Below are 22,281 nucleotides of genomic sequence, written 5' to 3' on the forward strand. Positions count from 1 at the left end.
CCCAAGGTTTTGCATCGGCACCCCTGCAACTGGGTTTTGCGGGGTTGCCGACCCCTAAAACACGGCGGCGCCCGCGGGGACCGACCCCCGGCGGGCGCCGGAAGCCGTCTCCGCCCCTCGCGGCGGTCCGGGTGACCCGGAGGTCAGCGGTGCAGGGTCGGCTTGAGGTCCTTCAGCCGCGCCAGCAGGCCGTTCACGAACTGCGGTGAATCGTCGGTCGAGAACTCCTTGGCGAGTTCGACGGCCTCGTCGATCGCGACCGCGTCCGGCACGTCGTCTTCCCACAGCAGCTCGTACACGCCGAGGCGCAGCACGTTGCGGTCCACCGTCGGCATGCGGTCCATCGTCCACCCGACCGCGTACGTCGCGATCAGGTCGTCGATCCGCGCCCGGTGCCCCTGCACGCCCTCGACGAGCTGCATCGTGTACTCGGCGACCGGCGGCATGTCCGGGTCGGTCCGCGAACGGCCCACCCAGTCGGCCAGAACCGTGACCGGGTCGCCCCCGCGCTGATCCGCCTCGAAGAGGATCTGCAGCGCCCGGCGGCGGGTCTTGGAACGGGCACCAGCCACTAGTTGTTCACGCGGCCCAGGTAGTCGCCGGAACGGGTGTCGACCTTGACCTTCTCACCCGTCGTGATGAACAGCGGGACGCCGATCTCGTAGCCGGTCTCCAGCTTCGCCGGCTTGGTGCCGCCGGTGGAGCGGTCGCCCTGCACGCCCGGCTCGGTGTACTCGATGACCAGCTCGACGGACGCGGGAAGCTCGACGTACAGCGCCGACCCCTCGTACATCGCGACGGTGGCCTCGAAGCCCTCGAGCAGGAAGCGCGCGGCGTCGCCGACGACGGCCGGGGTGACCGGCAGCTGCTCGTAGGTCTCCGTGTCCATGAACACGAAGTCCTCGCCGTCCTTGTACGAGAACTGCATGCCGCGCCGGTCCACGTTGGCCGTGTCGACCTTGATGCCCGCGTTGAAGGTCTTGTCCACGACCTTGCCGGAGAGCACGTTCTTGAGCTTGGTACGGACGAAGGCGGGGCCCTTGCCCGGCTTGACGTGCTGGAACTCCACGACGGACCAGAGCTGTCCACCGTCGAGCTTGAGCACCATGCCGTTCTTCAGGTCGTTGGTCGTGGCCACGGGTGCGGGATCTCCTGCGTTGCTTCGGACCGGCTCCCCACCCTGATCGCGCACAGCGCTACAGGACGAGCAGCTCCTTGGTCGTGATGGTGAGTAGCTCGGGCCCGCCGTCCTCGGGCGGACGGACCACGAGAGTGTCTTCGATGCGGACGCCGCCGCGCCCCGGGAGGTAGATCCCCGGCTCGACGGTGACCGGCATGCAAGCGTCCAGCTTACCGTCCGTCGTCGGCCCCATGCGCGGGTCCTCGTGGATCTCCAGCCCGACCCCGTGCCCTACGCCATGGGGGAAGTACTCTCCGTAACCGGATGCCTCGATGACGGCCTGCGCGGCCCGGTGCACCGCGGACGTCTCGACCCCCGGGGCAAGCGCTTCCCGCCCGGCTTTCTGCGCGGCGAAGACGATGTCGTAGATCTCCACCTGCCAGTCGGCGGGCTCGTTGCCGATCACGAAAGTGCGCGTCATGTCCGCGTGGTAGCCGCGGTAGCACGCCCCGAAGTCGATCTTCAGGAAGTCGCCGTCCTCGACCCGCCGGTCCCCCGGGCTGTGGTGCGGGATCGCGGAATGCGGGCCGGACGCGACGATCGTCGGGAACGCGGGAGAGTCGGCGCCGTGGTCGGCCATGCGGCGTTCCAGTTCGAGCGCGATGTGCCGCTCGGTGCGGCCGACCAGGATCGACTCGATCATCTCGGCGATCGCCTGGTCGCCGATCTCACACGCGATACGCAGCGTGGCGATCTCGTCGGCGTCCTTGACCCGGCGCAGCTCTTCGACGGCACGGCCCAGGGTGACGCGCTCGGCGCCTTCCGCGGCCTCGCCGAGCGTCCGGTACAGCTCGACGGTGACCGCGTGCTCTTCGAGTGCGAGCCGCCGGGCGCCGTCCCGCACCGCCCGCTTCGCGAGCTCGGGGGCGGTTTGGCGGTCGACGAGGACCTCGACGTCCGGGGCTTCCTCGGCCGCCTGCGTGGTGTAGCGGCCGTCCGTGCACAGGACCGTGCCCGGGCGGCCTTGGGCCCCGTCGGCGACGGGGGCGTGGACGAGGAGGGCGGCGTTGGAACCGGTGAAGCCGGTCAGGTACCGCACGTTGACGAGGTTCGTGATCAGTGCGGCGTCCGCCCCGGCGGCGGCCACACGGGCACGCAGCCGATCACGACGGACGGCGTGGGCCTCGGGCATGACGTCAGGGTAACCCCGGGCGCGGGGGGAGCAGGGGAGGCGACGGGTCGGGGGTGTCGGGCCGGACGCGCCCGGCCCCGGGCCGGGGAGGCCGGGGCCGGACGGTCTTGTCTGTGCTGCTGCCGAGCTACATGCCGCGCTGGTGCCGAGCTAAGTGCCGCGCTAGATGCCGAAGGACTGCTGGAGGCGCGGGATGTAGTCGGTGAAGTCGTGGTTCCAGCACTTCCGGCTGTGGCTGCCGCCGCAGTCGGCCCAGGGGGTGCCCGTTCCGTCGCCGTAGTTCACGTAGTGGTAGGGCACGCCCGCCGCGGCCAAGGCGTCCGTGAAGTGCCCGGCCGCGCCCGGCAGCCACCACTCGAAGAAGTTCGCGATGTCGGTGGGCGGCGGCGGGACCGCGCCGCCGCCGCCGTTGCCGACGTAGATCGACACACCGATGCCCTGCAAGGCGGCGGCGTGCGCGCCCGGGCTGGCGTCGTTCCACAGCACGTCGGAGTACGGCGGGTTGACGGAGAACGGGTAGGGGGTGCCCCACAAATCGTCACTGCCGACCGCGGGCGGGTAGGTGGTCAGCGACGCGACGACGGCGGTGCGCAGGTCCGCCGACATGCGGGACATGTCCAGGTCGCCGGAGAACGAGGCGACCTGCGAGAACAGGTCGGGGTGGCGCTCGGCGTAGCGGACGGCGCCGAAGCCGCCCATCGAGATCCCGGCGATCGCGCGGTGCTGCTTGTCGGCCATGGTGCGCAGGTTCGCGTCGATGAACGGGATGACCTGGTTGATGTGGAAGTTCTCCCACCGCTGGGCGCTGGCGGGGCTGTTCTGGTTGAGCCAGTTGGAGTACCAGCTGCGTGTGCCGCCGTCGGGGATGACGTAGATCATCCCGGCGTTGCTGTCGACTTTGTCGTAGCCGTTGAAGTACGTGGCGGCGTCGGCGTTCTGGTCGGAGCCGTTGAGCAGGTAGAGCACGGGGTAGCGCTTGGTCGGGTTGCTGTAGTAGTCCGACGGCAGCACGATCCGGATGTGGTGTCCGCCGTCGTTCATCGCGGTCCCGGCGACCTCGGAGGTCGACACGGTGAACACGAAGTCGAAGGGCGTGTTGGCGACTTCGCCAGGCCGGGCGGCGGTTCCCATCGGCCCGAGCCCGTAGCCGTAGACGAACGACGAGCGGACGTCCGGCGGGGGTTGGTCGTCGGCGACGGCGGGCGATCCGACAAGGGCGGTGGCGATAGCGCCCACAGCCATGGCTATTGCGGCGGCTGACGCGGCGAGACTGCGTTTCACAGGCGGATTCCTCGTGGTCGTCGGCCCGGGATTGGCGGGCCTCAAGGGATGTGCGCGTGCGGTGATTGGCGGGCCTCAAGGGATGTGCGCGTGCGGTGATGAATGACCGACCGGTCGGGCATAGGTTCTGGGGTGGGGGGTGAGAAGTCAAGCAACGGGCTCTGGAGGCAACTGACTTCGCCGAGTTTCAGCCACCCCTGTCGGGCCCTCCCTCTCCCGCCGCCTCGCGCCCGGAGCTTGCGGGTGCCCTCCCCCACCCCCGCCGCCGTCGGATCACTCCGACGCGGCGAGTCTTGCGACTCTCGACTCCCTTCGTCGAGGGCAAAAAGCCCGGTCTGTGGACAACCCGGCGCCTATCCACAGCCCCCGCACTCGTCCGGATGAAATCCCTGCTGACCGCGGGCATTTCGGGCACTCCCGGTTCTAAACTGCCCAGCGAAGCACCGACTCCGGACGACGGCGGGGGTGGTCGGCATGCATATCGACGACGACGCGGGCGCAGGCTGGTCCGAGCGCTTGGCACGGCAGACCGCCGCCGCCGGAGCGCGCTACCGGGCGGCATCGGGCCTGCTCGAACGCATCGAGCAGCGCCGCCGGGACGGCATGCGGTTTCCGGACGATCCAGACCGCCTCGCCCGCCGCGCCCGGCGGCTGGTCCAAGCGGGCGCGGTGCCCGACGAGCGCCTCTCGGCCATAGCGGCCGAACCGAATCCGACGGTCGCCGACGAGCGCATCATCGGCGCCTCCAACGACCTGCAGTCGTCGGCGTTCCTGCCGCGCGGTGTGCGGGCCGCCGCCACCGTGGGCCGGATCTGGTCCACCGCGGACGGGCGCACCCAAGCCTGCGCGACCGGGTTTCTGGTCGCCCCGCGGCTCCTCCTCACCAACCACCACGTCTTCCCGGACGCCGCCACGGCCGGCGAAGCGTTCGTCGAATTCGGTGCCGACACCGGCCTGGACGGCATGCCGCTGGCGGGCACTCGGTTCTCCTTCGCCGCCGACGTGTTCTTCACCGCGGACGAAAACCTCGACTACGCACTGGTCGCGGTCGCCCCCGGCCCGGACGGCCGCGCGGCAGGCGACGTGTTCGGCTGGAACCGGCTCGACGCCTCCGAAGGCAAACTCGTCGTCGGCGACCCGGTGAACATCATCGGCCACCCGTCCGGGCGGCTGAAGGAAATCGCCATCCGCGACAACCGGCTGCTGCTGCGCCTCGACGAGTTCCTGCACTACCAGACCGACACCGAGCCGGGGAACTCCGGATCCCCGGTGTTCAACGACCAGTGGGAGGTCGTCGCGCTGCACCACCGCGGCGTACCGAACAGTGACGACCAGGGCCGCACGCTCAACGTCGACGGCGGCGTCTGGACGGCGGAGCAGGGCGACGCCGCGGTGTCCTGGGTCGCCAACGAGGGCGCCCGTATCAGCGTCGTGGTCCGCCACCTGGCCGCCCGGGCATCCACCGACGCTGTCCGCGGCATCCTCGCCGAACTGGGCCCGGCCGCGGCCGCTCCCCCGGCGGCTCCAGCGGCTCCGGCGGCCGACCCCGGCACACCCCCCGAAGGCGTGCCCCCGGCCGCCCCGCCCGCACCGGGGGTCCCGCCGCCGCCCGCGCCACCCACGCTCCCTTCCCCCCGTGCCGCCGAAGCCGCCCCGGTCCTCTCCGGCATCTCCGGCCGCCCCGCCGCGTTCGGCCCCGACCGGCAGCTGGTGTTCCTGCACGGCCGCAGCCAGCAAGGGCACCGGCCGGAAGACCTGCGCCGCGAGTGGACCGCGGGCCTGAATGCCGGTCTGACCCGCCTCGGCTTCCCCACCGTCGACCCGGCCGACGTCTTCTTCCCCTTCTACGGCGACCTTCTGGCCGCCGCGCTGCGCACGCAGGAGTCGGCCCCGGCCGGTTTCGACCTGGTCGCCGACGACCCCGCGGCCGCGGCCGCCCCCGCGTCGCCGTCGGCGCGCGACCTCTACGAGCGCATGCTCGGCCAAGCCGCCGAGCAGGCGGGCATGCCCGCGCAGAGCGGCACCGCGGAAGACGAGGGCTTCGCGCTCGGCACGGTCGTCCGGGTGACCCGCAAGCCCCTGGACTGGCTGGCCCGTCATTCCGGCGTCGACCGCTTGCTGGTCGCGGCCGCATTCCGCGACGTCGCGATGTTCCTCGACGACGCCCGCACCCGCGACCAAGTCCTGGCCTGCGTACGCGACACCGTGCCCGCCTCCGGAGGCATCGTCCTGGTGGCGCACAGCCTGGGCACCGTGGTCGGCATGGATCTCCTCGCCGGGCTCGGCAACGGACCGACGGTGACCGGCCTGGTCACGGTGGGCGCCCCGCTGGGCCTGGACACCGTGTACGCGCGGCTGGCCACCGCGGGGCCGCACCTGCCGTCCCGTGTGCCGCGGTGGTTCAACGGCTGGGCGCCCGCCGACGGCGTCGCGATCGGCTGTCCGCTGCGCGGCACGTGGAGCGGGCTGAGCACGGAATGCTCGGTGGACAATCCCCGCGACCGGGCGCACGACATCGATGCCTACTTGTCGCAGCCCGAAGTCGCGGGCGCCATCGCCGCGTTGCTGGGGCTCACACCCCGCTGAGGGCCTACTGAGCGTTCACCGAACGCCCGAGGGGCGCCAGGCCGGCTGCCTGGCGCCCCTCGCACGACCGATGTCAGGCAGCCAAAGCCACCCGCGGCCGTTCGACGACCTTGCCCGCGAGAACGCCGAACAGGACGCCAAACGTGGTCCACAGCACCGCCTGGACGCCCAGGGCGGCCATGCGGAACCGCCACAGCACACTGGCGGAGAATCCCTCCGGGACGGCGTCCGCGGCGGGCAGGGCGAGAGCGATCAACGCCATGGCGACGACGTAGGCCGCGATCGCCGCGAGGACGGCGTTGGCCGTCCCCCACCGCGGTGCGAACTGCCGTGCCAGGTAAGCCGCGCCGACGGCGACGGCGATGCTGATCGCGATGATCCCGAAGTAGGAGACCGTGCGTTCCGTGAGCGTGTCGGGGTCGCCGACCGCGGGCGGTTGCGCGGGGTACTTCAGGAAGGGCACGAGGACGACGGCGACGAAGCCGACGGCGGCGATGGTCCCGGCGGTGGCGCGGGCGCCGTAGGGTCCGAGTCGGCCGTAGGCGAGCGCGAACACGAGGGCGAAGAGCCCGCCGATCGCGATCCCGTACACGGTGACCCCGGTGAGCAGGCCGGCGGTGCTTTGCACGGCGCGGCTGACCGGTTCGGATTCGTCGTGTCCGCCGGCATGCCCCTGGGCGGCGTGGTCGTGGGCGGACTGGTGCTCTTCGAAAGCGATGGCGTGGCGGACTTCGGGTTCTCCGAAGATCCACGCGAACACCCAGGCGAGGAGGCCGGCCGCGACACCAGTGAGCATGCCGCGGACCAGCAGGTTGCGCATCATCAGGCGGTTCCCCAGGGCCGTCAGTGGCAGGGGAACGCGAGCAGGTGCCGGCCGTCGTGCACGAACTCGTGCACGCCGTTTCCGGAGAAGATCGCCAGTGCGCCCTGCTCGGCGCCGACGAAGTAGATGAGGAAGAGCATCACCGCCCCCATGAAGGCTGCCCAGGGCAGCACTTCGCGCACCGGAATGCGCACGGGGACGGGTTCGGCATGGGGAGTGGGGATGGCAGCCGTGGCCATGGTTCCTCCTTCGGGGCACGCGCCCGCTGGTGGTGCGCGACGTGGAGGGTCTGACTGACGGCTGGCCACGGTGCCCGCGTTGCCGGGGCTCGTGCCGTACCGATCACAGTGGCGCGTCCGCGCCGGATTCTCACCGGCTTCCCCACAGCATCGCGATGTCGTTCGCACCGTAGGGGTTCGGGCTATATGTCGTCAATAACAGCGCGTGCTCGACGACGTGCGGCCCGACGCCCCCCTACCGGCGCGGCGACGGAAGTTGCCTCAGGATTGCGCGAGTTGGTCGGCGAGGGCACGCAACGCCAGTTGGTACGAGCCGATGCCGAAGCCGGCGATCGTGCCGGTGGCGACGGCGGCGACGACGCTGGTGTGCCGGAACTCCTCGCGGGCGTACGGGTTGGAGATGTGCACCTCGATGAGCGGCGCGGTGCGTTGCGCGATGGCGTCGCGCAGGCCGTACGAGTAGTGCGTGAAGGCGCCGGGGTTGATCACGACGGGGGTACGCGCGTCGGCGGCGTCGTGGATCCAGCGGATCATTTCGCCTTCGTCGTTGGTCTCCCGGACCTCGACGGCGAACCCGAGTTCGGCGCCGGTCTTCTCGCAGGCGGCGACGAGGCCGGCGTACGAGGTGGAGCCGTACACGTCGGGCTCGCGGCTGCCGAGGCGGCCGAGGTTGGGGCCGTTGAGGACGAGGACGCGGGTGGGGGCGGTCACGAGCGCGCCACCTCGCCGTACGCGGCGGCCAGCATGGCCGGGTCGGGCGCTTCGAGGATGGCGGGCTTGGCCAGGCCGTCGAGGACGACGAAGCGGAGCCGGTCGGCGCGCGACTTCTTGTCGATGCGCATGCTGTCGAGGAGCTTGGGCCAGGCGTCGCCGCGGTAGGTGAGCGGCAGGCCCAGGGCCTCCAGGACGGTCTTGTGCCGGTCGGCGGTGGCATCGTCGAGTCGGCCGGCGAGGCGGCCGAGTTCGGCGGCGTAGACCATGCCGACGCTGACGGCGGCGCCGTGCCGCCATTTGTAGCGCTCGGCCTTCTCGATGGCGTGGCCGAGGGTGTGGCCGTAGTTGAGGAACTCGCGGGTGCCGGATTCCTTGAGGTCGTTGGTGACGACGTCGGCCTTGACCCGGATGGCGCGTTCGATGAGTTCGGCGGTGTGGGGGCCCGCATGGGTGCGCGCGCCGGCCGGGTCGGACTCGATGAGGTCGAGGATCACCGGGTCGACGATGAAACCGGCCTTGACGACCTCGGCGAGCCCGCTGATGTAGTCGTTGGCGGGCAGCGTTTCCAGCGTGGCGAGGTCGGCGAGGACGCCGGCCGGGGGGTGGAACGCGCCGACGAGGTTCTTGCCTTCGGCAGTGTTGATGCCGGTCTTGCCGCCGACGGCGGCGTCGACCATGCCCAGGAGCGTGGTCGGGATGGCGATCCAGCGGACCCCGCGCAGCCAGGACGCGGCGACGAAGCCGGCCAGGTCGGTGGTGGCACCGCCGCCGATGCCGACGATCGCGTCGGAGCGGGTGAAGCCGGTCTGGCCGAGCACCGACCAGCAGTACGCGGCGACCTGGACGTCCTTGGCTTCTTCGGCGTTGGGGACCTGGATGGCGATGGCGTCGTAGCCCTGCGCGGCGAGGTCTTCGCGGACGGCTTCGCCGGCGACGCTGAGCGCTTCCGGGTGGATCACGGCGACGCGGCGAACGCGCGGGCCGAGCATCGCGGCGAGTTCGCCGAGGAGGCCGGTGCCGACGACGACTTCGTACCGCTCGCTGTCGGGTGCGGTTTCGGCTCCGACCGCGATGCGGACGGGTTCGCTGGTTGCGCTCATCGCTCCTGGTCCTTGTGGTCCGCGGGGGCTGCCCCGGGGCGGTCGTTCTGCTGCGGGGTGCCCGGCTCCGCGGAGGCGGCTTCGCCGAGGGCCGCGGCGACGGCGTCGGCGACCTGGGCGGGGGTGCGCCCGGCGGTGGGCACGATCACCGTGGCGACTTCTTCGTACAGCGGGCGGCGCTGGCCCATGAGTTCCCGCCAGCGGGCGCGCGGGTTGCCGATGAGCAGCGGGCGGGGCGCGTCGAGGCCGACGCGGCGTACCGCGTCGGCGAGTTCGACGTCGAGGAAGGCGACGGGGTGGTCGGCGAGGAGTTTCCGGGTCGCCGGGTCCATGACGGCGCCGCCGCCGAGGGCGAGGACGCCGGGGTGGCCGGCGAGGGCGTCGGCGACGGCCTGGTGCTCGAGGGCGCGGAAGTGCGGCTCGCCTTCGTCGACGAAGATGTCGGGGATGGGCTTGCCGGCGGTCTGCTCGATGTCCGCGTCGGTGTCCCGGAAGGCGACGCCGTAGTGCTCGGCGAGCAGTATCCCGACCGTGGTCTTGCCGGCGCCGGGCGGGCCGACGAGGACGACGACGGGCCCCGGGCCGGGGTGTGCGGCGGGGCGTGCGTCCATCGGAACTCCCCTGATTCTGCGATTCTGCGGTTCCGCGGCAGGCCCGGGCGGGTGCCCGGGCCCGGGGCGGCTACTTGATGGCGAGCGTGTCGAGGTACGCCGTGAGGTTGCGGCGGGTCTCGGGTACCGAGTCGCCGCCGAACTTCTCCGTGACGGCGTCGGCGAGCACGAGCGCGACCATGGCCTCGGCGACGATGCCGGCCGCGGGGACCGCGGCGACGTCGGAGCGCTGGTGGTGGGCCTGCGCGACCTCGCCGGTGCGGACGTCGAAGGTGGCCAGCGCGCGCGGCACCGTCGCGATCGGCTTCATCGCGGCGCGGACGCGCAGCACCTCGCCGGTCGACATGCCGCCCTCGGTGCCGCCGGAACGGCCCGAGGTGCGGCGGGCGCCGTCGGGGGTGTTGACGATCTCGTCGTGCGCCTGCGAGCCGCGGACCCGGGCCAGGTCGAAGCCGTCGCCGACCTCGACGCCCTTGATGGCCTGGATGCCCATGAGCGCGGCGGCGAGCCGCGCGTCGAGGCGCCGGTCCCAGTGGACGTGGCTGCCGAGACCCGGCGGGAGGCCGTACGCGAGGACCTCGACGACACCGCCGAGCGTGTCGCCGGCCTCGTGCGCGGCGTCGACCTCGGCGACCATCGCCGCGCTGGCCTCGGCGTCGAGGCAACGCACCGGGTCGGCGTCGAGGCGCTCGGTGTCGTCGGGCGTGGGGACGACGCCGCTCGGCGCCTTCGCGGCACCGAACTCGACGACGTGGCTCACGATGCGGATGCCGGCCGCGGCTTCCAGGAACGACGACGCGACCGCGCCGAGCGCGACGCGGGCCGCGGTCTCGCGGGCGCTCGCGCGCTCCAGGATCGGGCGGGCCTCGTCGAAGCCGTACTTCTGCATGCCCGCGAGGTCGGCGTGCCCGGGACGGGGCCGGGTCAGCGGCGCGTTGCGCGCGAGACCCGCGAGGATGTCCTCGTCGACCGGGTCGGCCGACATGACCTGCTCCCACTTCGGCCACTCGGTGTTGCCGACCATGATCGCGACCGGGCTGCCGAGCGACAGCCCGTGCCGCACGCCGCCGAGGAACGTCACCTCGTCCCGCTCGAACTTCATGCGCGCGCCGCGGCCATAACCGAGCCGCCGGCGCGCAAGCGCGTCCGCCACGGCCTCGGTGGTCACGGGGACCCCGGCGGGGAGGCCCTCCAGGGTTGCGACGAGGGCGGGACCGTGCGATTCGCCCGCGGTCAGCCAGCGCAAGTTGCCCAACGGTGTTCCTCCAGTGCGGCCCGGCGACTGCCGGGGAGCCCGCTCGGTGGCGGGGGTTCCTGGGGAGATCCTTTCATGCCGGGGGGTGGGGGTTGTGACGACGTCCGAGGGATGGACGAAGAACACGGGCGCGGTCTGCCGCACACGACAAAGGGCCCTCCCTCCTCCCACCATCTCCGGGAGTCGGTCTCGCGTCGAAAGCCCCTCCCCCGCCCCCGCCGCCGTCGGAGATTTCCGACACGGCCAGTCTTGCGGCGGCGGTTCGCAAGTGTCGAACACGAAACCCGACCCTGTGGATAACTCACCGCATCCTGCTGCTCATCCACCGTAATCTCTGACCCGTGCTTCACGGACCGTCTCTCCTGTGCGCCGTCTTAGGCTTCGCCGTCGGCTGCGCTCTCCGCTCCCCCGCCGACCGTCTCGCCTCCCCGGGCCCGTCGGCCCCAGCGGCGCGCAGCCACGCCCCCGCCGCCCTCACCCTCGGCGCGATCACCGCCGCGCTCTTCACCACCCTCGCCTGGCGCCTGGGCCCCGGCCTCGACCTCGTCGCCTTCTTCGCCCTCGCCGCAGGCGGCGTCGTCCTGGCCCTCGTCGACCTGCGCACGCTCCGCCTGCCCGACATCGTCACCGCTGCGATACTCCTCGCGGGCCTCAGCCTGCTCGGCATTGAAGCACTCGCCGTCGACGAAATCGGCTCGTACCTACGCGCCCTCGCAGGCGCCGTCGTGCTGGCCGCGTACCACTTCGCGCTGGCCGTCTTCCGTCGCGGCGCGCTGGGCTTCGGCGACGTCAAGCTCGCCGCCGTCCTCGGCCTGCACCTCTCCTGGCTCGGCTGGGGCGAGTTGATCGCCGGAGCCGCCCTGTCCTTCGTCGGAGCAGGCACGGCGGCGGCCTTCATGCTGGTCTCCGGCCGAGCACGGCTCGACACCCCGCTGGCCTTCGGGCCGTGGATGCTGCTCGGCGCCCTCGGCGGAATCCTCTTCGGCACCGAACTCACCGAGGCCTACCGGACATGGTGACGGCCGACGGCACAACGCCGTCGGCCGTCACCACAAGGAAAACTCAGCCCGCGGACCGCGCCCGCAAAGCCGCCTCCCCGGCCGCCCGCATCTCCGCGAGCGGCCCGGGCCGGCCGGTCATCAGCTCGACCTGCAGCACCGCCTGGTGCACCAGCAGATCCAGTCCGCCGACGACCTTCCCGCCGGCCGCGGACCACGCCGCCGCCAAAGGCGTCGGCCACGGGTCGTAGACCACGTCGAAAAGCACACCGGCCGAGCCGGGAACATCGCCGACCAAGTGATCGGTCGCCCCCTTGGGGGTCGTCGACACCACCAGCGGATAGTCGAACGCCTTCCGGGCGTCCTCCCACGGCCGGATCTGGATCTCGACACCGAGCCGTTCCCCGGCCTCGAACATCTCCTGCGCCCGCAGCGCGCCGCGCACGTAGGCCCGCACAGGGCCCGTGCACACCGACCGGAGCGCGGCCAGTGTCGAGGTCGCGGTCGCACCGGCACCGAAGACCGCCGCCGAGTCGACCTTCTCCACGCCGCGTTCGCGGAGCGCGGCGACCAGGCCGGGGACGTCGGTGTTGTCCCCGGTCCGCCGCCCGTCCGTACCGAACAGCACCGTGTTGACGGCTTCGACGTCCGTCGCGACCGCCGACACCTCGTCGAGCAGCGGGAGTATCGCGCGCTTGAGGGGCATGGTGAGGGACAAGCCCGCCCACGACCCGTCGAGGCCGGCGACGAAAGCCGGGAGCCCGGCTTCGTCGACCTCGTGCGCTTCGTACGTCCACCCGTCGAGCCCGAGCGCCCGGTACGCCGCCCGGTGCAGGACCGGGGACAGCGAGTGGGCGATCGGAGAGCCGAGCACTGCGGCCCGGTGGTGCTGGTCGGTCACGTGCGTCAGCCGCCGTTCTTCTGGCTCTTGAGGTAGTCCTGGAATTCCTTCTGGTTCTTCTCGTGCTGGGCGGCGGTCTCCGCGTACTTCGTCTCGCCGGTCTGAAGGTTGACGGTGACGAAGTACAGCCACTTGCCTTCCGTCGGCGCCAGCGCGGCGTCGATGGCCTGCTTGCCGGGGTTGTCGATGGGCGTCTGCGGCAGGCCGCCGTGCATGTAGGTGTTCCAGGGGGTGTCCTGCGACAGCTCCTTCTGGGTCACCACGATGTTGTTGCGGTCGAGGCCGTAGTTGACCGTCGAGTCGAAGCCCAGGTTCATCTTGGCCGACAGACGGTTGTAGACGACGCGCGAGATCTTGCCGAAGTCGTCGTCGTGCTTGGCCTCGGCCTGCACGAGGCTGGCGATCGTGATGATGTCGTACGGCGACTTGCCGAGGGCGGCGGCACGTTCCTCGAGCTTCCACGCGGTGAACTTGTTCTTCGCGTTGGTCACCATGTCGCGCAGCACGTCGACCGGGTTCATGCCGGGCGCGACGGGATACTGCGTCGGGAACAGGAAGCCTTCGATCTGGCCGTTCGCCCACGCGGGAAGGCCGATCGACGGGTCGGCGGCGGCCTTCTCGATGTCCGCGGGCTGCAGCTGCATCTGCTTGGCGAGGATCTCGTAGACCCGCTTCTTGCGCGTGCCTTCGGGGATCGTCACCTTGGACTGGTTCTTGCGGTCGACCATGAACTCGAAGGCGGACTTCGCGGACATGTGCTTCTTCATCACATAGGCCGCGGCTTCGATGTTCCGCTGCTGCTTGTCGCCGGTGTAAGCCTTGGTGAACGCGTCGACGCTCTTGACGACGCCCGCGCGCTTCAGCTCGTTGCCGATGTTGGAGGCGACCCAGCCGGGCTTGACGACGACGACGATCGTGCTGCCGCTGTCCCCGGCGCCGCTGTAGTCCGGCGGCGGGCCGAAACGGTCCTTCACGAATCCGTAGGCGTACCACCCGCCCATGCCGAGCAAGCTGATGACGACGGCGAACGCGATGAACACCGCGCAACCGCTGCGGCCGCGCTTGTCCTTCTTGCGGCCGCGGGACCGGCCGTTCTTGGCCCGGCGCCGACTGCGCGGCTCCGTGTCCATCGTCAGTCCGAGGTCACTCATCTGGGGTGGTCTCCGCCTGGGTCGGGGCTGGGGCCGGGGACGGGGCATGCGGGTGGTGCGCGGCGTCCTCGCGGGGCGCTTCCGGGGCGGAGGCGTCGCTCGGGGCCTTCTTGCGGCGGGGCTTCTTCGCAGGTCGGCCGGGTGGCGCGGCTTGCGGGTCGGCGTCCGGGTGGCGCTGTCCTGCGGGTGGCGCCTCCGAGTGCGGAGTCGCTCCGCCGGCGGTTCCGGTTCCCGTTGCTGCCACGCCGGGAACCTCGACCGCCAGGCCGGGCGGCCGGCCGGAGGACCGTTCGGTCTCCAGCGCGGAGTTGAGGATGACCACGGCCGCGGCCTGATCGACCACCGTGCGGGCCTTGCGGCCCCGTACGCCCGAGGCGCGCAGGTCGCGGGTCGCGGTGACCGTGGTCAGCCGTTCGTCGACCAGGCGTACGCCGACCGGGGCAATCGCCGAGGCGAGCCGGGCGGCGAAGTCGCGGGCTTTGCCGGCCGCGGCGCCTTCGTGTCCGGACAGGCTGCGGGGCAGCCCGACGACGACCTCGACGGCGTCGCGTTCGGCGACCAGGTCGGCGATGCGCCGGACGGCGCCGCGCCCGGCGGGCACGGTTTCGACCGGTGTGGCGACCAAGCCGTCGGGGTCGCAGGCAGCGACGCCCACGCGGACGTCGCCGACGTCGACCGCGACGCGGACTCCTCTCCTCATCGGTACCTCCCCACAGGTACCGGTGTCCCACCCCGACCCAAAGGGCGGCGGCGCGCTATCCGCGTGCCCTGCGCCGGTGTTCGCAAAGTTAGGCCGTCCGCTCGGCGACCAGGCGGGCGACGGCGGCGAGGGCCTCTTCGACGGCGCCGGGGTTGGCGCCGCCGCCCTGCGCGACGTCGTCCTTGCCGCCGCCTCCGCCGCCGAGGGTCTGGGCGGCGGTGCGGACGAGTTCGCCGGCCTTGATGCCGCGTTCGCGGGCGGCTTCGTTGGTGGCGACGACGACCATGGGCTTGTTGTTGACGACCGAGACGACCGCGACGGTGGCGGCGCGCGCGTTGAGGCGCTGCCGGACGTCGAGGGCGAGCTTGCGGAGGTCGTCGGTGGTGGTGCCGTCGGCGACCCGGTGGGCGACGAGGGCGGTGCCGTTGACGTCGGCGGCGTCGGCGGCGAGCTGTCCGGAGGCCTGGAGGACCTGGGCGGCGCGCATCCGGTCGATTTCCTTCTCCGCTTCGCGGAGCTTGGCGACGATGCCGGCGACGCGCTCGGGGAGTTCCTCGGGGCGGCCCTTCACCACGTCGGTGAGCTGGTTGACGATGGTGTGCTCGCGGGCGAGGAAGCGGTAGGCGTCCTGGCCGACGAGGGCTTCGACGCGGCGGACGCCGGCGCCGATGGAGGACTCGCCGAGGAGCTTGACGAGGCCGAGCTGGGCGGTGTTGTGGACGTGCGTGCCGCCGCACAGCTCCTTGCTGTAGTCGCCGATGGTGACGACGCGGACCCGGTCGCCGTACTTCTCGCCGAACATCGCGGTGGCACCCTGCTTGCGGGCTTCGTCCATGCTCATGACCTGGGCTTGCACGTCGAGGTCGCGGGCGAGGACTTCGTTGATCTTCTGTTCGACGTCGGTGAGGACGGTGCCGGGGACGGCGGACGGCGCGCCGAAGTCGAACCGGAAACGGCCGGGCGCGTTCTCCGAGCCGGCCTGGGCGGCGGTGGGGCCGAGGGCGTCGCGGAGCGCCTGGTGGGTGAGGTGGGTGGCGCTGTGCGCGCGGGCGATGGCGCGGCGCCGGTCGGTGTCGATGACGGCGTACGCGGGTGCGCCGACGGTGACTTCGCCGACCTGGACGGTGCCGCGGTGGACGCTGACGCCGGGGACGGGCTGCTGGACGTCGCGGATCTCGACGACGGCGCCGCCTTCGACGCGGATGCGGCCGGTGTCGGCGAGCTGGCCGCCGCCTTCGGCGTAGAAGGGGGTGCGGTCGAGGACGATCTCGACGTCGTCGCCTTCGTGGGCGGCGGGTGCGGGCACGCCGTCGACGAGGATGCCGACGATCGTGGCCTCGCCTTCGTCGGCGGTGTAGCCGGTGAACTCGGTGGCGCCGGAGGTGTCGGCGACCTCGCGGTAGGCGGAGACGTCGGCGTGGCCGTGCTTCTTGGCGCGGGCGTCTTCCTTGGCGCGCTGCTTCTGCTCGGCCATGAGGCGGCGGAAGCCGTCCTCGTCGACGGCGAGGCCTTGTTCGGCGGCCATCTCGAGGGTGAGGTCGATCGGGAAGCCGTGCGTGTCGTGCAGGGTGAACGCGGCGGCGCCGGGGAGGACGTCGCTGCCGGCGGCCTTGGTCTTGCCGATCTCGGTGTCGAGGATCGAGGTGCCGGTGACGATCTTGTCGAGGAAGCGGGCTTCCTCGGCGACGGCGATCGTGTCGATGCGCTTGGCGTCGGTGACGAGTTCGGGGTACTGCGGGCCCATCGCGTCGATGGTGGTTTCGACGAGTTCGCGGATGGTGGGGCCCTGGGCGCCGAGGAGGCGCATGTTGCGGATGGCGCGGCGCATCATGCGGCGCAGCACGTAGCCGCGGCCTTCGTTGCCGGGGACGACGCCGTCGCCGATGAGCATGACGGCGGTGCGGACGTGGTCGGCGACGACGCGCAGGGAGACGTCGGACTTGAGGTCGGCGCCGTAGCGGTGGCCGGTGAGTTCGGCGGCGCGGTCGAGGATCATCCGCGACGTGTCGATCTCGTAGAGGTTGTCGACGCCCTGCAGGATGGTGGCGAGGCGTTCGAGGCCGAGGCCGGTGTCGACGCTCTTCGCGGGGAGGTCGCCGAGGATCTCGAAGTCGTCCTTGCCGATGCCCGCGCCGCGGACGAACTGCATGAAGACGAGGTTCCAGATCTCCAGGTAGCGCTCGCCGTTGACGGCGGGGCCGCCTTCTTCGCCGTAGGCGGGGCCGCGGTCGTAGTTGATCTCCGAGCACGGGCCGCAGGGGCCGGGGACGCCCATGGACCAGAAGTTGTCCTTCTTGCCGAGGCGTTGGATGCGCTCGGCGGGGACGCCGATCTTGTCGCGCCAGATCGTCTCGGCCTCGTCGTCGTCGAGGTAGACGGTGATCCAGAGCCGTTCGGGGTCGAGGCCGTAGCCGCCGTCGCCGACCGGGGAGGTGAGGAGTTCCCAGGCGAGGGTGATGGCGCGTTCTTTGAAGTAGTCGCCGAAGGAGAAGTTGCCGCACATCTGGAAGAACGACCCGTGGCGGGTGGTCTTGCCGACCTCGTCGATGTCGAGGGTGCGGACGCACTTCTGGACGCTGGTGGCGCGCGGGAACGGCGGCTTCACTTCGCCGAGGAAGTACGGCTTGAAGGGCACCATGCCGGCGTTGACGAGGAGCAGCGTCGGGTCGTCGGCGACGAGGGACGCCGAGGGGACGACGGTGTGTCCGCGCTCCTCGAAGAAGCGCAGCCAGCGGCTACGGATCTCTGCGGAATCCATCAGCGTCGGTCCTTCCGGTCGTACCTGCCGCCTCGCCGGCGGACATGCTGCGTGGGTGCGGGGGGTGTTGCGGCCCCGGGGATGCCGAGGCGGAAGCCTTGCTGGTTGTCGTACCGGTCGTACTCGCGCGCCTGGTCGGCTGTGGTGGGGGCCGGGTGTGCTGCGTAGCCGTCGTACCGGTCGTACGGGTCGGCATCGTACGGGTCGCCGTAGGGGTGGGCCGCGTGCCGGTCCGGTCCACGGTACGGGGTGCGGGCGCCGGGGAGGGCGCGGACGCCGGGTCCGCCGGGGAGTGCGGGCGGGGCCGCGGCGGCGGTGACGTCGGCGCCGATGGCCCGGTACAGCTCGGCTTCGCGTTCGGCCATGCCGGCGCGGACTTCGTCGGCGAAGTAGCGGATGGCGTCGCCGATGCCGGTGACGTTGTCGGCGACGCCTTCGGGCGTGTACTTGTGTGCCTTGTCCTTGACCTTGCGGGCGGCCCACATGCCGGCGCCGGCGCCGACGGCCATCCAGAAGATGCGGGCCATGTCAGCTCCTTCCGCGGGCGGCGCGCTGGCGGGCGACGCGTTCGGCGCGGGCGGTGGAGCGGACGCGCTTGGCGAGTTCGGCGCGCTGCTGCGCGGAGAGGGCGCGGCGGACGCCGTAGGAGAACGCGGCGGTCTTCACCAGCGGGCCGCCGAGGGTGGCGGCGACGGTGGAGGACAGCGCGGTCGCGTTGGTCGACATGGTCTGGACGTTGCCGGCGATCTGGTCGACGCGGGCCAGCTGGGCGTTCGTGGCCCGGACGGCATCGGTCATCTCGTCCAGCAGGGGCGGGGTGCGGTCGGCGATGTCGGAGACCAGGCGGGTGGCCTCCTTGAGCACCTTCACGAGCTTGACCAGCACCAGCGCGAGGAAGGCGACGAGAATCGCCCAGAACGTCGCGATGATCATCAGCGCGACTTCGCCACCCGACACCTTGTTGCGCTCCTTCGACGGCCGAAAAGCAACGGCGGACTGCCTGTTTGAGAGGGCGTCACCGGGACCATGCGGGGCACTGCCGCACCGGCGGGCCCGGGAACCCGACCCTACCGCGACACGGCGGCAGGGTCGCCTGACACTACCGGCCGGGCGGGGTGCGGCGCACTTGCCGCGCGCGGCCCCGGGGGCGGGGAATCGCTGCATATGGCGAGGGTTGTCCGTGCCGTGCGGGGAGACGGCGCGGGGCCCGCTCCGGGTGCGGAGCGGGCCCCGCGGGTGCGTCGCCATGCGGCGCGGGCGGCCTGCCGGGCGGTGTTTCGGGCCGCCTCCCGGGCCTTCTTCGGCCGCTGTTCGGGCTGCTGTTCGGGCTCCTGTTCGGGCTGTCGTCGGGGCAGCCGTTCGGGTCAGCGCGAGTAGTACTCGACGACGAGTTGTTCGTCGCAGATCACCGGGATTTCGCGGCGCTGCGGGAGCCGGTCGAGGCGGGCTGCGAGCGCGGGCAGGTTGGCCTGGACGTACTTGGGGGTGTTCTCGGCGGCGAATCCGCCGGCCCGGACGGCCTGGAAGAGCGGCTTGTCGCGGCTGCGTTCGCGGACGGAGACGACGTCCTCGGGGCGGAGCCGGTAGCTGGGCCGGTCGACTTTGCCGCCGTTGACCTCGAAGTGGCCGTGGCCGACCATCTGCCGGGCCTGGTAGATGGTGCGGGCGAAGCCCGCGCGGAGCACGAACGCGTCGAGGCGGCGTTCGAGCGAGACGACCATTTCCTCGCCGGTCTTGCCCTGGTGCTTGTGGGCGGCGTCGAACGCGGCGCGCATCTGGGTCTCGTTGATGTCGTACTGGGCGCGCAGCTTCTGCTTCTCCAGGAGCCGGACCTTGTAGTCGGAGGACTGCTTGCGGCCGCGGCCGTGTTCGCCGGGCGGGTAGGGCCGGTTCTCGAGGTACTTCTGCGCCTTGGGGGTGAGCGCAATGCCGAGCGCACGGCTGCGCTTGACCTTGGGGCGGGCCTGGTTCAACGGGTCCTCCGGTTCGGTGGGTACTTGCCAGCCGCGGCCTTCTTAGGTAAGCCTAACCTTAATGCCACGGCGTCTCGGGGGGAAGCCCGCCCGGATCCCCGGATCCCGGCACCGACCCGCCGGACGCGCCGCCCCTCGCCAGGAGCCCCCAGGAGCCGCCGTATGAGCCCGTCCACGCCGCCGTCCCGCACCGCCGACACGACCGCCGCCGCCACCGCCGGCTGCCCCGACGACGACACCGCCTCCGTCCGGCCCGGCGCCGCCGCGCGCTGCCGCACGCTCGCCGCGCACGCCGCGTCCGCGATCCTCGACCTCCCCGGCAGCATCGGCGAAGAGCAGGTTGTTCCCGCCGCCCGCCTGGTCGAGCCCGACGGGTCGGTGCTGCTGCTCCTGCCGCCGGAGATCGGCGCCGCCGTGCTGACCGCGCGGGACGACATCGCCGCGGTGCTGCACCTGGTGGACGTGGCGCCGGTCGCCGTGCCGCACCGGGTGCGCGCGCACTGCTGGATCGCGGGCTGGCTGAGCGTCCCGGTCGGCGCGGACCTCGGGCAGGCCGCCGCACGGCTCGCCGCGGTCGTGCCCGACCCGGCGATGCTGGCGTTCGGCGCGGGGCGCAGCGGCGCGGTCGTCCGCCTGGAACCGGGCGAGGTCCTCGTCGACGACCTGTGGGGCGCCGAACACGTCGAACCGGACGAGTACGCCGCCGCGGCGCCCGACCCGCTCGCCGCACACGAGTCCGAACTCCTCCAGCACCTGGCCGGCGCGCACGCCGACGAACTGCTGCGGCTGTGCGTGCGGGTCGGCGCGTGCGGGCCCGACGCGCAGGCCGTGCCGGTGGCCCTCGACCGGGACGGCATCCGCCTGCGGTGCAGCACCGCGGACGCCACCCGCGACGTCCGCTTCGAGTTCCGCGCCCCGGTCGCCGAACCCGCGGCGCTGGGCGAGGCGTTGCGCGCCCTGGTCCGCGGTCCGGAAGGCCCGGGCGGCTGCGCTCGGGCGGCCGGGGAGCACTAGACACGGCCCAGGCCGCCCACCGGTCTTCCGCAGGGACGGCACAGCCATGCCGCGCCGGTGCCGTGGCGCGTTTTGGATTCGGCCTGTCGTCGTGTTCCGATTGATCGGAAGCTGTCTCCGCAGATCATCCGCGGTGCGGCGCAACTCCCGGCAACGATCGATGCGGAAGGACGGAAGCGGTGTTCGAGCGCCCGCGGCGGCCCGGCACCGCCGACGGCACGGACGACCCTCGCGGGCGGACCCGGCCCTCGGCGGGCACGGCACCCTCGGCGAACCGGCGCGGCACGGACGACCGGGAGGACCAGTCCGTCCGGACCGGCGAAATCCCGGTGCGGATGCCGTGGCATCCGACGCCCATGTCGACGCTGCCGTGGCAGGACCGGCTGCGTGCCCGGCTGCGCGCCGGGTCGCCCGCACTCGCCCCGGAGAAGGCCGAGCCGGGCGTGTCGGTGCCGCGCGTGCTCGACTTGGCGCTGCGCACCGGGGAACTGCTGCTGGCGTCGGGCGAGGGCGGCGAGGACGTCGAGGCGGCGATGCTCGGCATCACCGACGCCTACGGGCTCGAGCGGTGCACGCCGAACGTGACGTTCACCAACCTCACGCTCTCCTACCAGCCGTCGCTGGTCGACCCGCCGATGACCAGCGAGCGCGTGGTGCGGCGGCGGGCGACGGACTTCAACCGGCTCGCGGAGGCGCACCGGCTGGTCGAGGACATCACGACCGGCGAGCTGACGCTGGAGGACGCGTACCACCGGCTGGCGGAGATCCGCCGCAACCGGCACCCCTATCCGGTGTGGCTGGTGCTGGTCGCGACGGGCGGGATCGCGGCGACGGCGAGCGTGCTGGTCGGCGGTGGCCCGATCGTGGCGTGTGCGGCGTTCTTCGCGGCGATGCTCGGCGAGAAGCTGGCGCAGGGGCTGGCCAGGCGCGGGGTGCCGGAGTTCTACCAGTTCGTGCTGGCCGCGATGCCCGCGGCGGCGACGGCGGTGGGGCTGATCAAGGCCGATATCGGGGTGCAGCCCTATGCGGTGGTCACCGGTGGCCTGTTCGCGCTGCTGCCGGGACGTGCCCTCGTCGCGGCGGTGCAGGACGGCCTGACGGGCTTTTACATCACCGCGTCCGCCCGGCTCCTGGAAGTCTTCTACCTGATCATCGGCATCATCTGCGGCGTCTCGATCATGCTGTACGCCGGCAACCAGCTCGGCGTGAACCTGACCATCGAGGGCTCGTTCTACCCGACGTCGCGCCCGCTCGTGCAGCTGCTGGCCGCGGCGGGGGTGTCGCTCACGTTCGCGGTCCTGGTGCAGGTGCGGCCGCGGGCGCTCGTGATCGCGCTGATCGGCGGGGCGTGCAGCTGGTCGATTTTCGAGGTGCTGCGGATCGCGGGCGCTTCGCCGATCCTCGCCACCGTCACCGCCACCGGCGTCGTCGGCCTGCTCGGGCAGCTGCTGGCACGGGCCGGGCGGACGTCCGCGCTGCCGTACATCATCCCGTCGATCGGGCCGCTGCTGCCCGGTAGCGCCATATACCAAGGCCTGCTCGGCCTCGCGCTCGGCCACACCGATCGCGGCTGGATCGGCCTGACCAACGCGGCGGGCCTGGCCCTGGCCCTCGCGGTCGGGGTGAACCTGGGAAGCGAAGTGGCCCGCTTCGTCCTGCCCGCCCCGCAGCGCGGCGTCGGCAGCACCAAGCGCGCGGCGGCCAAGCGGACCCGCGGGTTCTGACGGCCCGGCCCACGCATGGCCCGCGCATGGCACGCGCGCGGGCGGCAAGGCGGGCGCCGTCCGCCTCCGGCCGTCCCCGGATGTGCACCCGTGAGCGGATGCGGACAGCGCCCGGTTCTTGTGTTGTACCGCGCGCCTACC

The 22,281-nt window shown here is 72.1% G+C and carries 20 protein-coding genes and 1 pseudogene; 4 read left to right on the forward strand and 17 right to left on the reverse strand.

Features of this window, described 5'->3' with window-relative positions; genetic code table 11:
- Positions 1–143: 143 nt before the first annotated feature.
- The 4 genes from nusB to ACPA54_RS27075 form a co-directional block, all read right to left on the reverse strand.
- Positions 144–572 carry a transcription antitermination factor NusB gene (gene nusB / locus ACPA54_RS27060; protein WP_423533999.1) on the reverse strand — a complete coding sequence of 143 codons (429 nt, stop codon included), beginning with the start codon at positions 570–572 and terminating at the stop codon, positions 144–146.
- Positions 572–1,138: an elongation factor P gene (gene efp / locus ACPA54_RS27065; RefSeq protein WP_345677898.1), complete on the reverse strand. Its 567-nt coding sequence runs from the start codon at positions 1,136–1,138 to the stop codon at positions 572–574. Before efp ends, nusB begins: the two co-directional genes overlap by 1 nt.
- Before the next feature lie 58 nt (positions 1,139–1,196).
- Complete coding sequence (locus tag ACPA54_RS27070; RefSeq protein WP_423534000.1) at positions 1,197–2,312, reverse strand: aminopeptidase P family protein; 1,116 nt, start codon at positions 2,310–2,312, stop codon at positions 1,197–1,199.
- A gap of 162 nt (positions 2,313–2,474) precedes the next feature.
- On the reverse strand, positions 2,475–3,554 hold the full coding sequence (locus ACPA54_RS27075; RefSeq protein WP_423534001.1) for an alpha/beta hydrolase: 1,080 nt from the start codon (positions 3,552–3,554) through the stop codon (positions 2,475–2,477).
- Positions 3,555–4,067: 513 nt separating this feature from the next.
- Here ACPA54_RS27075 and ACPA54_RS27080 point away from each other — a divergent pair.
- Complete coding sequence (locus tag ACPA54_RS27080) at positions 4,068–6,179, forward strand: trypsin-like peptidase domain-containing protein (RefSeq protein WP_423534002.1); 2,112 nt, start codon at positions 4,068–4,070, stop codon at positions 6,177–6,179.
- A gap of 73 nt (positions 6,180–6,252) precedes the next feature.
- Here ACPA54_RS27080 and ACPA54_RS27085 read toward each other — a convergent pair whose 3' ends face one another.
- From ACPA54_RS27085 to aroC, 6 genes are all read right to left on the reverse strand, one after another.
- Entirely contained in the window at positions 6,253–7,002 is a 750-nt protein-coding gene (locus ACPA54_RS27085; RefSeq protein WP_423534003.1) for a CbtA family protein, read from the reverse strand.
- A 20-nt stretch (positions 7,003–7,022) separates the two neighbouring features.
- Positions 7,023–7,241 carry a CbtB domain-containing protein gene (locus tag ACPA54_RS27090; RefSeq protein WP_345677893.1) on the reverse strand — a complete coding sequence of 73 codons (219 nt, stop codon included), beginning with the start codon at positions 7,239–7,241 and terminating at the stop codon, positions 7,023–7,025.
- 261 nt (positions 7,242–7,502) lie between these two features.
- Positions 7,503–7,952: a type II 3-dehydroquinate dehydratase gene (gene aroQ / locus ACPA54_RS27095; RefSeq protein WP_423534004.1), complete on the reverse strand. Its 450-nt coding sequence runs from the start codon at positions 7,950–7,952 to the stop codon at positions 7,503–7,505.
- Positions 7,949–9,055 (reverse strand): 3-dehydroquinate synthase, encoded by a 1,107-nt coding sequence (aroB, locus tag ACPA54_RS27100; RefSeq protein ID WP_423534005.1) that lies wholly within the window; start codon positions 9,053–9,055, stop codon positions 7,949–7,951. Before aroB ends, aroQ begins: the two co-directional genes overlap by 4 nt.
- Positions 9,052–9,666, reverse strand: a complete 615-nt coding sequence (locus tag ACPA54_RS27105; protein ID WP_423534006.1) for a shikimate kinase — start codon at positions 9,664–9,666, stop codon at positions 9,052–9,054. The genes aroB and ACPA54_RS27105 overlap by 4 nt, the downstream gene beginning before the upstream one ends.
- 70 nt (positions 9,667–9,736) lie before the next feature.
- Entirely contained in the window at positions 9,737–10,921 is a 1,185-nt protein-coding gene (gene aroC / locus ACPA54_RS27110) for a chorismate synthase (protein ID WP_423534007.1), read from the reverse strand.
- Between the two features lie 341 nt (positions 10,922–11,262).
- On the opposite strand from aroC, the gene ACPA54_RS27115 reads away from it, so the two are divergent.
- Positions 11,263–11,940: a prepilin peptidase gene (locus ACPA54_RS27115; protein ID WP_423534008.1), complete on the forward strand. Its 678-nt coding sequence runs from the start codon at positions 11,263–11,265 to the stop codon at positions 11,938–11,940.
- A gap of 43 nt (positions 11,941–11,983) precedes the next feature.
- On the opposite strand, the gene ACPA54_RS27120 is transcribed toward ACPA54_RS27115, so the two are convergent.
- The 7 genes and pseudogenes from ACPA54_RS27120 to rpsD form a co-directional block, all read right to left on the reverse strand.
- Complete coding sequence (locus tag ACPA54_RS27120) at positions 11,984–12,820, reverse strand: shikimate dehydrogenase (protein ID WP_423534009.1); 837 nt, start codon at positions 12,818–12,820, stop codon at positions 11,984–11,986.
- 5 nt (positions 12,821–12,825) lie between these two features.
- Positions 12,826–13,971, reverse strand: coding sequence for an endolytic transglycosylase MltG (mltG, locus tag ACPA54_RS27125; RefSeq protein ID WP_423534010.1), 1,146 nt, complete (start codon positions 13,969–13,971; stop codon positions 12,826–12,828).
- A gap of 250 nt (positions 13,972–14,221) precedes the next feature.
- A pseudogene (ruvX, locus tag ACPA54_RS27130) lies at positions 14,222–14,671 on the reverse strand (Holliday junction resolvase RuvX); the annotation flags it as partial.
- 88 nt (positions 14,672–14,759) lie between these two features.
- A complete protein-coding gene (alaS, locus tag ACPA54_RS27135; protein WP_423534011.1) occupies positions 14,760–17,429 on the reverse strand; it encodes an alanine--tRNA ligase in 2,670 nt (889 codons plus the stop codon).
- Entirely contained in the window at positions 17,429–17,956 is a 528-nt protein-coding gene (locus ACPA54_RS27140; protein WP_423534012.1) for a DUF6167 family protein, read from the reverse strand. The genes alaS and ACPA54_RS27140 overlap by 1 nt, the downstream gene beginning before the upstream one ends.
- Before the next feature lies 1 nt (position 17,957).
- Positions 17,958–18,386: a DUF948 domain-containing protein gene (locus tag ACPA54_RS27145; RefSeq protein WP_423534013.1), complete on the reverse strand. Its 429-nt coding sequence runs from the start codon at positions 18,384–18,386 to the stop codon at positions 17,958–17,960.
- Positions 18,387–18,793: 407 nt separating this feature from the next.
- A complete protein-coding gene (rpsD, locus tag ACPA54_RS27150) occupies positions 18,794–19,402 on the reverse strand; it encodes a 30S ribosomal protein S4 (protein ID WP_423534014.1) in 609 nt (202 codons plus the stop codon).
- A 162-nt stretch (positions 19,403–19,564) separates the two neighbouring features.
- Here rpsD and ACPA54_RS27155 point away from each other — a divergent pair, with 162 nt between their 5' ends.
- Positions 19,565–20,416, forward strand: a complete 852-nt coding sequence (locus tag ACPA54_RS27155; RefSeq protein WP_423534015.1) for a DUF2470 domain-containing protein — start codon at positions 19,565–19,567, stop codon at positions 20,414–20,416.
- A gap of 179 nt (positions 20,417–20,595) precedes the next feature.
- The gene (locus tag ACPA54_RS27160) at positions 20,596–22,140 is read left to right on the forward strand and encodes a threonine/serine exporter family protein (protein WP_423534016.1); all 1,545 of its coding nucleotides are present in this window, start codon (positions 20,596–20,598) and stop codon (positions 22,138–22,140) included.
- Positions 22,141–22,281 lie beyond the last annotated feature (141 nt).

Source organism: Uniformispora flossi, assembly GCF_049534875.1.
Classification (GTDB): domain Bacteria; phylum Actinomycetota; class Actinomycetes; order Streptomycetales; family Streptomycetaceae; genus Yinghuangia; species Yinghuangia aomiensis.

Bases quoted from the DNA above. Each gene is read 5' to 3' on its own strand.
- ACPA54_RS27070 (WP_423534000.1), bottom strand. From the start codon at position 2,312: ATGCCCGAGGCCCACGCCGTCCGTCGTGATCGGCTGCGTGCCCGTGTG.
- ACPA54_RS27075 (WP_423534001.1), bottom strand. From the start codon at position 3,554: ATGGCTGTGGGCGCTATCGCCACCGCCCTTGTCGGATCGCCCGCCGTC.
- ACPA54_RS27080 (WP_423534002.1), top strand. From the start codon at position 4,068: ATGCATATCGACGACGACGCGGGCGCAGGCTGGTCCGAGCGCTTGGCA.
- ACPA54_RS27085 (WP_423534003.1), bottom strand. From the start codon at position 7,002: ATGATGCGCAACCTGCTGGTCCGCGGCATGCTCACTGGTGTCGCGGCC.
- ACPA54_RS27090 (WP_345677893.1), bottom strand. From the start codon at position 7,241: ATGGCCACGGCTGCCATCCCCACTCCCCATGCCGAACCCGTCCCCGTG.
- aroB (WP_423534005.1), bottom strand. From the start codon at position 9,055: ATGAGCGCAACCAGCGAACCCGTCCGCATCGCGGTCGGAGCCGAAACC.
- ACPA54_RS27105 (WP_423534006.1), bottom strand. From the start codon at position 9,666: ATGGACGCACGCCCCGCCGCACACCCCGGCCCGGGGCCCGTCGTCGTC.
- mltG (WP_423534010.1), bottom strand. From the start codon at position 13,971: ATGAGTGACCTCGGACTGACGATGGACACGGAGCCGCGCAGTCGGCGC.
- alaS (WP_423534011.1), bottom strand. From the start codon at position 17,429: ATGGATTCCGCAGAGATCCGTAGCCGCTGGCTGCGCTTCTTCGAGGAG.
- ACPA54_RS27140 (WP_423534012.1), bottom strand. From the start codon at position 17,956: ATGGCCCGCATCTTCTGGATGGCCGTCGGCGCCGGCGCCGGCATGTGG.
- ACPA54_RS27155 (WP_423534015.1), top strand. From the start codon at position 19,565: ATGAGCCCGTCCACGCCGCCGTCCCGCACCGCCGACACGACCGCCGCC.